This window comes from Acidovorax sp. A1169 (assembly GCF_030704685.1).
Lineage (GTDB): Bacteria > Pseudomonadota > Gammaproteobacteria > Burkholderiales > Burkholderiaceae_C > Acidovorax.
Genome location: NZ_JAUZDX010000004.1, coordinates 308,042 through 319,742 on the forward strand (window position 1 = coordinate 308,042; position 11,701 = coordinate 319,742).

An 11,701-nucleotide genomic window follows, 5' to 3' on the forward strand; every position below is an offset into this window, starting at 1 on the left:
CTCGAAGACATCACTGCACCGCCGCCACGGCGTGGGGGTCCACGTACACCATCGACTGCTGCCCGATCTCCAGCACCAGGGACGGCGCCGCGTGCACCTTCAGCGGCGCGCCGCCCGCGCTGGGCTGCACCAGGTAGTGCCAGTACTCGCCCAGGTAGGTGCGGCCCACGACCGACACGGCCCCCAGCGGCACGGCGCCATCGGGCCCGGAGCCCAGGTACAACGACTGCGGGCGGATGGAGGCCTGTAGGCTGGCGCGGTCGCCCTCCAGTCCGGCCTGCAGGGGAATGCCGTCGGGCAGGCCGTCGAGCCGCATGTGCCCGCCCTGCACCGCCCCCTGCACCAGGTTGGTCTTGCCGATGAAGCCCGCGACGAAGGGCGTCTGCGGGCGGTTGTAGAGGTTCCAGGGCGTGTCGATCTGCTCCAGGCGGCCCTGGTGCAGCACGGCGATGCGGTCGGAAATGGCCATGGCCTCGGTCTGGTCGTGCGTGACGTAAACGGTGGTGAAGCGGAACTCGTCGTGCAGGCGGCGGATCTCCGCGGCCATCTCCTCGCGCAAGTTGGCATCGAGGTTGGACAGCGGCTCGTCGAGCAGCAGCACCTCGGGCCGCACGATCATGGCGCGGGCCAGAGCCACGCGCTGCTGCTGCCCGCCCGACAGCTCGGCCGGGTAGCGCTGCGCGTAGGGGCCGAGCTTTACCACGTCGAGCATCTCCTTGACGCGCTGCGCGGTTTCGGCGGCAGGCGTCTTGCGCACCTGCAGGCCGAAGCCGACGTTTTCGGCCACGGTCATGTTGGGCCAGATGGCATAGCTCTGGAAGATCATGGACATGCCGCGGTGCTCGGGCGCCACCGAACGCGTGGGCGACGATATCTCGCGCCCGTCCACCAGGATGGCACCGGCGCTGGGCTCGATGAAGCCGGCGATCATGCGCAAGGTGGTGGTCTTGCCACAGCCCGAGGGGCCGAGCAAGGTGACGAGTTCGCCGCGCCGCAGCTGCAGCGAGACGCCATCCACCACGGACGCGCTGCCGTAGTTCTTGCGCAGGTCTTTGAGTTCGAGTTTGGACATATTTTTTGATTCCTCAGTTCATCAGCCCCGGCGCAGCATGAAGTCGCGCCCGGCGAGCTTCATGCCGATGGCCACGACCACGGTGACGATCACCACCAGCACCACGCCCATGGCGGCCAGCGTCTCGTAGTTGCCCTGCTCGCTCAGGTCCAGCGTGAGCACCGAGACCACGCGCGAGCCCGGCCCGGTGAGGAACACCGCCGTGGACAGCTCCTTGGTGCAGATTACGAACACGAGCACGAATGCACCCAGCAGCGTCTTCTTGAGCAGTGGCGCCACCACCCGGGTGAGCACGGTGATGCGGCTGCCGCCCAGGATGCGCACGGCCTCTTCCAGTTCGGGGTTGAGGGCGCGCACCCCCGCCGAGCTGGCCGCCACCGCGATGGGCAAAAAGCGCGTGGTGAAGGCGATCACGATCAGCACCCCCATGCCATACAGCGAGAACGGCGGGCCGGCATACGCGGCATAGAGACCGATGGCCAGGATGAGCCCCGGCACGGCCACGGGCGCCAACGCCAGGAACTGCACCAGCACCGGGAACGGCGTGATGCGCCGCTGCGTGGCATAGGCGATGCAGATGCCCATGCCCACGCACACCAGTGCCGTGGCGCCGGAGTACAGCACCGTGTTGACGATGGCCGAGCGCACCGTGAGTTGCTCGAAGAAGATGCCGTAGAAGTTGTCCCATGTGAGGTTGTCCAGCGCCAGGCCCTTGCCCCAGGCCTTGGACACCGATGCCAGCAGGAGGATGGCCAGCGGCATCACCACCGAGAGCAGGGCCACCAGCCCCGAGTACGCCAGCAGCAGCCACTTCCACCAGCCGATGTCGAAAGGCCGCCGCTCGCCGCCCTTGCCGGAGACCGAGACATAACCGCGCCGCGCCAGCAGCTTTCGCTGCAGCATGAGCATCACGATGGTCAGCAGCAGGATGGGCATGGAGAACGCGGCCGCCTGCTCCACCTGCAACGGGTACTGGAAGAAGGAGACGATCTGCGTGGTGGCCAGGTTGATGCGCGCGGGGATCGCGATCAGCGCGGGCGTGCCGTACAGGGCAATCGCCTCCAGGAAGATCAGGATGGCCGCGCCGATGATGGACGGCAGCACCAAGGGCAAGGTGACGCGCGCCATGGTCTGGAACTTGCCGGCCCCGTGGATCGACGCCGCATCCTCCAGCTCGGTGGACACCAGGTCGAGCGCCGACTTGGTGAACACGTAGATCAGCGGGTAGGTGTAGAGCGCGATGACGAAGGCCAGGCCCCAGAAGCTGAAGATGTTGAACGGCCCCTTCAGCACGCCGGTCAGCTCCACGACCAGGCGGTTGAGCCAGCCGGCATTGGGGCCAGCGAGAAGGATCCAGGCGATGGCGCCGAGGAAGTTGGGCATGACGAACGCCGCCAGCACGCTCAGGTGCGTGAAGCCGCGGCCAGGCATGTTGGTGCGCGAGACGGCCAGCGCCAACGGCACGCCCAGGGCCAGCGCGATGGCCGTGACGGCAATCCCCAGGTACAGCGAGTTGAGCAGTGCCTGCAGATGGCGGCCGCGGCCCAGTGCCTGCACGTAGCTCTGTAGCGACCACTGACCGTCTGCGGTGTGGAAGCTGTCCCACACCAGGCGCAGGATGGGGTTGGCCACCAGCAGCACCAGCACCACGATGAGGGCACCGAACAGCCAGACCGAAGGATCGCCCAGGCGGCCGGCGGCACGGCGCACGGCGGGTGGATGGAGCGCCATGGCGTCAGACACCGAAGGCCTCCCGCCAGGCATCGATCACCTTGGGGATCTGCGCGACCATCTGCGGCGGCGTGGGCGCCAGCAGCGGATTGGCGTCGCCCAGGCCGATCACGCCGGGCGCGGGCTTGGCGTTGGCGCGCAGCGGCACGCTGAACTCCTCGACCGAGATGCGTTCGGTGTCTTCGCTGCCGAGCATCCACTCCATGAACAGCCTGGAGGCATTGGGCCGGCGCGTGTTGGCCAGGATGCCCGTGGGCGAAAGGATCAGCACCGGCCCCTCCTTGGGCACCAGCGTGGCCACCGGGTTGCCCTTGGAGGCCGACCGCGCGGCCAGGCTCATCGGACCGGCGGAGACGGATGACTCGCCGGAAATCACCGCCGTCACCGCGTCGATGGTGGAGCGGCTGACGTGCGCCTTGTTGGCTGCCAGTTTCTTGAAGAAGTCGTCGCCGTAGAGCTTGCGCATCTCGATGCACCAGGCACCGGCCGCGCCGCTGTAGGCGGGGTGCGCCACCAGGGCAGCGCCGCTCCATTTCGGGTCGAGCAGGTCGGCCCAGCTTTTGGGGGCAGCGGCGGCCGAGACCTTCTGGGTGTTGTAGACCAGGCCCATCATGAAGCAGCTCGACGCGTGGAAGTAGCCGTCCGGGTCCATGTTCTGCACGCGCTTGTCTTGGCGGGCGACGGCGGCCGGCAGGAACTTGAGCAGCAGGTTGCGGCCCTTGAGGTCCACGTAGTGCGCCAGGTCCGTGGAAGTGAACACGTCGCAGTTGGGCGTGCCGGCCTTGAGATCCTGGTTGAGCCGCTGGTAGGCCACCTGCGCCGTGGTGCGCACCACGTTGACCTTCACACCCGGGTAGCTGGCCGTGAAGGTGCGGCCCATCTTCTCGGCGACCTCGGAGGTCTGGGGCACGGTGTACCAGGTGAGCTCGCCCTCCTTGCGGGCGGCATCGTGCAGGGCTGCCAGGGCGGGTGCCTGCGCCCGGACTATCGCGGGAAAGGCCAGTGCGCTGGCCGCCATCACACCGAACTCTCGTCTGCGCAAGAACATGGGTTGTCTCCTGATCGTTGGTGACCGATCGGTGTCGGCCTTTTTTCAGTATGCACAGAACATTTATAAAAATACACTAATGGTTTGTATGTATTTTTTACGACCGATTCAAAAGCTCTAATGGCGCTGCAATGTCAAAAAGCCCCTCCATCCATTTCCACCGCCACGGCGAGGCCGACGTGCTTGAAGCCGTGGAAGTCGACGTTCCCGCACCCGCCTCGGGCGAAGTCCAGATCCGCCAGACGGCCATCGGCCTGAACTTCGCGGACATCTACCAGCGCCGCGGCGGCCACGGCCCGCACTCGGCCACGCCCTTCCCCATCACCCCCGGTGCTCAAGGGGCAGGCGTGGTGGAGGCAGTGGGCCCGGGCGTCACGGCCTTCGCGCCGGGCCAGGCAGTGGCCTACCTGCATCCGGGGGCCTACCAGGTCACGCGCAACGTGCCGGCACACCGCGTGGTGGCGCTGCCGGACTGGATACCCGAGGACATTGCGGGCGCCAACCTGCTGCGCGGCCTGACGGCCGAGTACCTGCTGCGCCGCCTGTACGTGGTGCGCCCCGGCGAGGCGGTTCTGGTGCATGCGGCCGCAGGCGGCATGGGGCTCATCCTGTCGCAGTGGGCGCGCGCGCTGGGCGCCACGGTGATCGGCACCGTGGGTTCGGCCGCCAAGGCCGAGGTGGCGCTGGCGCATGGCTGCCACCACGTGATCGACTACCGCCGCGCGGACTTCGTGGCGCGCACCCTGGAGCTGACCGGTGGCGTGGGGGTGGGCGTGGTGTACGACGCGGTGGGCAAGGACGTGTTCCTGCCCTCGCTGCAGTGCCTGCGCCCGCGCGGCTTGGCCGTCAACTACGGCACGGCCTCGGGCGACGTGGAAGCCTTCGACCTGCAGATCCTGCATGCGAAATCGCTCAGCGTGTGCCGCCCCACCCTGCGCAGCTTCGTGGCCGACCCGGCCGAGCTACGCGCGTCGGCCCAGGCCTTCTTCGATGCCGTGCGCGACGGCCATGTGCGGCTGGGAATAGGCCAGCGCTACCCGCTGGCCGAGGTGCAGCGTGCGCACCGCGACCTGGAAAGCCGCGCCACCACCGGCGCACCCGTTTTCATCCCTTGAAGCACCGAAACACCATGAGACTCTTTCATGCCTGGCTGTCGAGCGCCTCGCGCCGCGTGCGCCTGTGCCTTGCCGAAAAGAACATCCCCTACGAGAGCGTGGCCGTGGACCTGAGCAAACAGGAACAGCACGCACCCGAATTCCTGGCCATGAACCCCAATGGGGTGGTGCCGGCGCTTGAAATATCGCCCGGCCGCTTCCTGCACGAAAGCTCGACCCTCTGCGAGTACCTGGACGACATTGCCCCAGAGCCCCCGCTGCGCCCCGCCGATCCTTACGAACTGGCACAGATGCGCAATTTCGTGCGCTGGACCGACGAGAAATCGCTGCCCCACCTGCTGATCCTGAACTGGAGCCTGATGCTGCAGTCCACCGCGCAGCAGTGGAGCGACCAGGAGCTGCAGGACAAGCTGGCGCGCATTCCCACGGCCGAGCGGCGCGAGGCCTGGGTGCGTATTGCCCGCAAGCCTTATACCGAGGAGGAAAAGGCCGAGGCCCTGCGCAAGCTGCTGCTGCTGGTGGACCGCATGGAAGGCATGCTGGCACCCTCTTCGCCGTGGCTGATGGGCGCAAATTACTCGCTGGCGGACATTGCCGCCGCGCCCTTCATCGCGCGCATTGCGGAGATCGAGCCCGCAGCGCTGGCCGAATCTTCCCACCCGCTCGTGCACCGCTGGTGGCAGGCCATGCAGCAGCGCCCGGCGTTTACCGCAGCGCGCCTGCAATTGTTTGGCGAGGTGCTGCAGGAGCGGCAACGCGCGGCCACCATAAGCACCTGAGCCAGGCCAAGATGCCGCCGCCCGCGCATTATCATTCGGCCTCTACGAACATGGCCACCACTACCACAACACCGCCCCGCGTCAACCTCAGCGACAAGATCCGCGAGGCCCTGGAGGAAGAGATCATCTCCGGCAAGCTCTATGCCGGCTGCAGCATCGACGAGCAGGAACTGATGGAGCGCTTCGAGGTCTCGCGCACCCCGGCACGCGAGGCCATCCAGCAGTTGGCCACCGCCGGCCTGGTGGAGATGGTGCCGCGCCACGGCGCGGTGGTCGCGACCCTTTCACTGACCGAGTACGTGGCCATGCTGGAGATGCTCACCGAGCTCGAAGGCCTGGCCGCGCGCCTGTCGGCGCGGCGCATGCCGGCGGCCTTGCGCCGGGACCTGCAGGCCTCCTTCCAGGCCTGCGAGACCGCGGCCGCCAAGGACGATTCCGTGGCCTATGAAGAGGCCAACCGCTGGTTCCACCAGACCATCTACGACGGCAGCCTCAACGAGGTGCTGGCGCGCCAGCTGCGACAGATGCGCCTGCGCATGCGGCACCCGCAGCGCTCTCTGTTCGACCGGCCCAACCGGGTGCGCAACTCGCTAGCCGAGCACCAGGACATCATGAAGGCCATCCTCGACGGTGACGAGGATGCGGCCGACCGCCACATGTGCCGGCACATCTCGAGCGGCGGCAACGTCTACGTGGATGCCGTGGCCCGGGGCAGCGTGCCGCGCGGCTGATCAATCCAGTGTATTGAGCTGCAGCCGGCTGGCGAATTGCCGGCCATCGCCCGTGAGCGGATCGGTGAATTCCAGCGAGCGTGCCAGCAACTGCAGCGGGCGCGAGTAGTCCCCCTCGGGCGGGTCGTTGACCACCGGATAGAACGCATCGTTGCGCAGGGGCAGGCCCAGCGCCGCCATGTGCAAGCGCAACTGGTGGCGCTTGCCGGTGATGGGCGACAGGCGGTACAGCGCCCAGTCGCCCCTCCTCTCCAATACTTCCATGTGGGTGTGGCTGTTGGGCTCGCCCGGCACCTCGTGCATGCGAAAGAACTGGGGGCTCTCTTCCATGCGGCTTCGGTGCTCTCGCGGAAAGTCCAGGTCCCCGCGCCAGGGTGCCACGGCCTCGTAGTGCTTGGTGATGGTGCGGTCACGGAACAGCGCCTGGTAGGCGCCGCGCGTGCGCTGCTGCACCGAGAACAGCACCAGCCCGGCCGTGTCGCGGTCGATGCGGTGCAGGGGCGACAGCTCGGGCAGGCCCAGGCGGCGCTTGAGGCGCACCAGCAGCGTGTGCTGCAGGTAGCGGCCCGAGGGCGTGACGGGCATGAAGTGCGGCTTGTCGGCCACCAGCAGATGCTCGTCCTGGTAGAGCACGGTTTCGGTGAATGGCACCTCGGGCTCGTCGTCGAGGTGCCGGTAGTAGTACACACGCAGCCCGCCTTCGAAGGGGCGGGCGGGTTCGACCAGGGCACCACGCTCGTCCACCACGTCGCCGGCCTGCATGCGGGCCTGCCATGCGGCGCGGTCCACCGCGGGCAGGCGCTGGGCCAGGAAGTCGAGCATGCTGCCCTGCCCGTGGGTGGGCAGCACCACGCAACTGGCGCCCACGCCGTCGCGCATGGGCGGGGCAAAGGGATGGTGGAGGCTGTGCATGGTGGCGCATTCTAGAAGGCATCCACCCCGCGCGGCCCGGCTGTTGGCAGGCTACAGCCGCCAGCCTTCCCATGCCGTCCACGCCGAGGCCACCAGCAGCAAGGCACCCACGGCCCGCGCCGTCCACACGCTGGCCTGCGGGTTGCCTTGCAGGCTGCGCTGGGCCTGGGCCGCACCGAGCGCCACCACGCCGTAAACCCCGGCCTGGGTGGCGGCGATGATGAGCCCCATCACCAGGGCCTGGGCCCAGATGGGGCCGTGCTCGGGCCGCAGGAACTGCGGAAACACGGCCAGCATGAAGACATAGGCCTTGGGGTTCATCAGGCAGGTAAGCACCGCCTTGCCGAAGGTGGCCGCCAGCGGACGCTGGCGGGTGTGCACCGCGCCATCGAAGGCCGAGCGGCTGCACAGCAGCGCCAACCCCATCCAGGCCACGTAGGCTGCGCCCGCCAACAGCAGCGCGTTGAAGGCGGTCGGGAACAGCCTGAGCACCACCCCCACTCCCAGCGCCCCCATGGCCGTGTGGCAGGCGCCCCCGGCCACGATGCCTGCCACGGCACCCAGGCCGGCGCGGCGCCCGCCCACCAGCGAGCTGGCCATGACGAAGGCCATGTCCAGCCCCGGCAGCGCCACCACGCCGAGCAGCACCACGAAGAACAGCCACAGGTGCGCCGTGTGCTGCAGCGCCAGAGAATCGATTGCCCAGTCCATTGCCAAACCCTCCCATCCAGCCCCGGATGCGGAGCCGCCTGTGGGCCAATGTAGGGATGAATCAGGACACAATCGGCCCTGATTCGGTTGCATGATCGCCCCATGACCTCTCCCACCACCCGCGTGCTCAGCGTGCTGGAGCTGCTCCAGGCGCGCGGCGCCATGAGCGGTACCGAGCTGGCCCAGCGGCTGGAGGTGGATGGCCGCACCCTGCGCCGCTACATCCGCAAACTCGAAGACCTGGGCATACCGGTGGTGGCTGAGCGCGGGCGATATGGCGCCTACCGGTTGATGCCAGGCTTCAAACTGCCGCCCATGGTGTTCACCGACGACGAGGCGCTGGCCCTGTCGGTGGGCCTGCTGGCCGCGCGCCGCCTGGGCCTGGCCGAGGCGGCGCCGGCCGTGGAAAGCGCCCGCGCCAAGCTCGAGCGCGTGATGCCCGAGCCGCTGCGCCGCCGCATTCGCGCCTTGAGCGACACAGTGCAGCTGGACCTGGCGCACCCCGACGTGCCAGCCGACAACCAGGCTTTGTTCACCCTGAGTGCAGCGGCCCATGCGCGCCAGCGCGTGCAACTGGCCTACCGCACGCCCCAGGGCGAGCTGACCGAGCGCGCCTTCGACACCTATGGCCTGGCCTGGCGCGGCGGGCGCTGGTATGCCGTGGGGCATTGCCATCTGCGCGGCGGGCTGCGCTCGTTCCGGCTCGACCGCATGCAGGGCGTGCAGCCGCTACCCGCATCGTTTGGCGTGCCCGAGGATTTCGATGCTGTGCGCCACCTGGCGCTGGGCGTGGCGTCGCTGCCACGCGCGTTCAGCGTGCAGGTGCTGCTGCACACCGACCTGGCCACGGCGCGTGAAGAGCTGTTCGATGCCATCGGCCTGTTTGCGCCGCAGGCAGGTGGCGTGCTGCTGCACAGCCAGGTCGACGACCTCGCCTGGTATGCACGGCAACTGGCACGCCTGTCCTTCGATTTTGAAGTGCTGCACCCGCCGGCCCTGCGCGATGCGCTGGCCGAATGCGCCCATGCCTTGCTGCGCAAGGCAGGGGCTGGCAGCGCCGCGCCAGGGCTGTAGGACAAGGGCTGCAGTTGGTTACGCGGGTGCCCTGGCAAGGCAGTTGCGGGCTAGCATCGCCCCAATCGCACCCAACAGGCCGCTGGCCTGCAGCAAGTGCTCCGATCTTCGCGCTTTTGGATGACACCTGCCCCCATGCCCGCCACGCCATCGACCGACATGCCCAACCCGCCTCCGCCGGCCGGCCGCCTTGCCCGCATGCCCTTGCACCGGGCGGTGAAGTGGGTGCTTGTGCTGGCAGGCCTGCTCGTGGGCCTGGCCGTCCTTGTCGGCGTGGTGATGTCGCTGATGGACTGGAACCGCTACAAGCCTTTGGTCAATGAAAAGGTCAGCGAGGCCGCGGGCCGGCGCTTCGAGATCGAAGGCGACCTGTCGGCCGCCTGGCGCTGGCCGCAGCCGCTGGAAGAAGGCTGGCGCCGCTGGGTGCCTGGCGTAACGGTGAAGGCCGAGCGCCTGGTGATGGACAACCCGGCAGGGTTCGAGCCCCCGTTCAGTGGCGATGACAAGAATAAAGGCAAGGACAAGGGGGCAAGCACCACTGCGGCACGAGCCCCTGCCAGTGCTGCATCGGAGGGATCGGCATCCACAGCGCCGCCCCCGGCCACCCTGCCCGGCACCGCGACCATGGCCCACATCGGCAGCGTCAGCGCTTCCATCAGCCTGCTGCCGCTGCTCTCGCGCCACCTGGCCATCGACACCGTGGCCCTCACCGACCCGGAGATCGCCCTGGCCCGCACCAAGGACGGCAGCAACAACTGGACCTTCAAGCACAAGGACGAAGACGACCCCAAGAGCCCCTGGACCTTCGACGTGGGCCGGCTGGTGGTCAACCAGGGGCTGCTGGCCTATGCCGATGCCCAGAAGGACGTGGACCTGCAGGCCCAGGTGAACACCACGGAGCCGGTGGATCCTGCACAGGCAGGCAGCGCGAAGGCGGCCAAGGCATCCATCCTTCCCGCGTCGGCGGCGGCTTCCTCGGCCGAAGCTGCGGCGTCGCGCGATGTGGTGGCCAGCCAGAGCAGCGCGAGCGGCGGCACGTCCGTGCCCTATGGTCTGCAATTCAAGCTGCAGGGCCGCATTGCCAAGGCACAGGTTGAGGGCAGCGGCCGGGCCGGCCAGGTGATCAGCCTGCGCGACAAGGTGGTCAACTACCCGCTGCAGATCGAAGCCACCGCAGGCAGCGCGGCGCTGTCGGCAGAAGGCATTCTGGCCAACCCCGGGGCGCTGTCGGGCATGGACTTCGACGTGATGCTCAAGGCCTACAGCATGGCCGACCTGTACGAGGTAACGGGCCTGGTGCTGCCCAGCACGCCGCCGTTCGAAACGCGCGGGCGCCTGACCGGCAGCCTGGAACCCGAACGCGCCGTGTGGAGCTACAGCGACTTTCGGGGCAAGGTGGGCCAGAGCGATCTGCAGGGCGACCTGAAATACACCTCGGGCAAGCCGCGACCCAAACTCATGGGCAGAGTCACATCCAGCCAGTTGCGCCTGGCGGACCTGGGACCGGCGTTGGGTACCGCCAAGGCCAGCAACACCCACCGTGGCAAGACCGATGGCAAGGTGCTGCCGGACGCCAACTTTGCGGCCGAGCGCTGGAGTGCCATGGACATGGACATCGCGTTCAAGGGAGAGCACATCATCCGATCCGAAAGCCTGCCGCTGGAAGACCTGAGTTTGCGGGCGGTGATGGACAACGCGCAACTCAGGCTCGCGCCGCTGACCTTTGGCGTGGCCAAGGGCAAGATCGAATCAGAGGTCATCATCGATGGCCGCACGCCCCCCCTCAAGGCACAGATACGCGGCAAGGTCGAAGGACTTCAGCTGTCCGCACTGTTCCCCAAGGTGGAACTGATGAAAAAAAGCTTTGGTCGCATGGATGGCGCCGTGGCACTGCGCAGCAGCGGCAACAACGTGGCCGACCTCCTGGGCAAGGGCACGGGAGAGGCGCGCCTGTATGTGCGCGAGGGCACGCTGAGCAAGCAGATGCTGGACCTGGCTTCCCTGAACGTGGGCAGCATCATCGTGGGCAAGCTGTTCGGCGATGACAAGGAGGTACGCCTGCGCTGTGCGGTGGCCGACTTCACCGTGGTCGATGGCCTGGCGCAGACGCGCGTGGTGAAGATGAGCACCGACGATGCAGTGATCGAGGCCACCGGCACCATTGACCTGGGTACGGAAGCCATGAACCTGCGCATCAAGCCCGAATCGCTGGAGTGGAAGTTCTTCTCGCTGCGCACGCCGCTTTATGTCAAGGGCACCTTTGGCAACCCCGATGTAGGGGTGGAACCCGGACCGCTGCTGCTGCGCGCGGGCGCTGCGGTGGTGGCGGCGGTAGCGGCACCGGTGGCCCTGGCGCTGATACCGGTCACCGTACCAGCCGCCGATGACGACACCTACTGCAAGCCGCTGCTGGACCTGGCCAAGGAGCCTGTGAAGCCGGGTGCCGAGGGCGCTTCAGGTACGGCATCGCAGCCCGCACGGGATGCCGCCAGCCGGCAGCGGCCAGCGCGCTGAGCCCGCATACGGTG

Annotated in this window: 10 protein-coding genes; 5 read left to right on the forward strand and 5 right to left on the reverse strand. The window is 67.9% G+C overall.

The genetic code is table 11. The features are described from left to right. Nucleotides 1–10: 10 nt before the first annotated feature. From QYL93_RS09870 to QYL93_RS09880, 3 genes are read right to left on the reverse strand one after another with little or no spacing between them, the layout of a single operon-like run. Nucleotides 11–1,072 (reverse strand): ABC transporter ATP-binding protein, encoded by a 1,062-nt coding sequence (locus QYL93_RS09870; protein ID WP_305743485.1) that lies wholly within the window; start codon nucleotides 1,070–1,072, stop codon nucleotides 11–13. Between the two features lie 21 nt (nucleotides 1,073–1,093). Further along, nucleotides 1,094–2,815 (reverse strand): iron ABC transporter permease, encoded by a 1,722-nt coding sequence (locus QYL93_RS09875; protein ID WP_305743486.1) that lies wholly within the window; start codon nucleotides 2,813–2,815, stop codon nucleotides 1,094–1,096. Then, complete coding sequence (locus QYL93_RS09880; RefSeq protein ID WP_305743487.1) at nucleotides 2,808–3,851, reverse strand: ABC transporter substrate-binding protein; 1,044 nt, start codon at nucleotides 3,849–3,851, stop codon at nucleotides 2,808–2,810. Before QYL93_RS09880 ends, QYL93_RS09875 begins: the two co-directional genes overlap by 8 nt. A 131-nt stretch (nucleotides 3,852–3,982) precedes the next feature. Between QYL93_RS09880 and QYL93_RS09885 the strand changes: the two genes are divergently transcribed. From QYL93_RS09885 to QYL93_RS09895, 3 genes are read left to right on the forward strand one after another with little or no spacing between them, the layout of a single operon-like run. Next, nucleotides 3,983–4,966 (forward strand): quinone oxidoreductase, encoded by a 984-nt coding sequence (locus QYL93_RS09885; protein WP_305743488.1) that lies wholly within the window; start codon nucleotides 3,983–3,985, stop codon nucleotides 4,964–4,966. Between the two features lie 14 nt (nucleotides 4,967–4,980). After that, nucleotides 4,981–5,745, forward strand: a complete 765-nt coding sequence (locus QYL93_RS09890; RefSeq protein ID WP_305743489.1) for a glutathione S-transferase family protein — start codon at nucleotides 4,981–4,983, stop codon at nucleotides 5,743–5,745. Nucleotides 5,746–5,795: 50 nt separating this feature from the next. Next, complete coding sequence (locus tag QYL93_RS09895; protein WP_007856893.1) at nucleotides 5,796–6,476, forward strand: GntR family transcriptional regulator; 681 nt, start codon at nucleotides 5,796–5,798, stop codon at nucleotides 6,474–6,476. Here QYL93_RS09895 and QYL93_RS09900 read toward each other — a convergent pair whose 3' ends face one another. Together QYL93_RS09900 and QYL93_RS09905 are read right to left on the reverse strand one after the other, a co-directional pair. Continuing rightward, complete coding sequence (locus QYL93_RS09900; RefSeq protein ID WP_305743490.1) at nucleotides 6,477–7,388, reverse strand: RluA family pseudouridine synthase; 912 nt, start codon at nucleotides 7,386–7,388, stop codon at nucleotides 6,477–6,479. 51 nt (nucleotides 7,389–7,439) lie between these two features. Then, entirely contained in the window at nucleotides 7,440–8,099 is a 660-nt protein-coding gene (locus QYL93_RS09905; protein ID WP_305743491.1) for a LysE family translocator, read from the reverse strand. 102 nt (nucleotides 8,100–8,201) lie between these two features. On the opposite strand from QYL93_RS09905, the gene QYL93_RS09910 reads away from it, so the two are divergent. Further along, nucleotides 8,202–9,173 carry a YafY family protein gene (locus QYL93_RS09910; RefSeq protein WP_305743492.1) on the forward strand — a complete coding sequence of 324 codons (972 nt, stop codon included), beginning with the start codon at nucleotides 8,202–8,204 and terminating at the stop codon, nucleotides 9,171–9,173. A 135-nt stretch (nucleotides 9,174–9,308) separates the two neighbouring features. Continuing rightward, entirely contained in the window at nucleotides 9,309–11,687 is a 2,379-nt protein-coding gene (locus tag QYL93_RS09915) for an AsmA family protein (RefSeq protein WP_305743493.1), read from the forward strand. The last annotated feature ends 14 nt before the right edge of the window (nucleotides 11,688–11,701 follow it).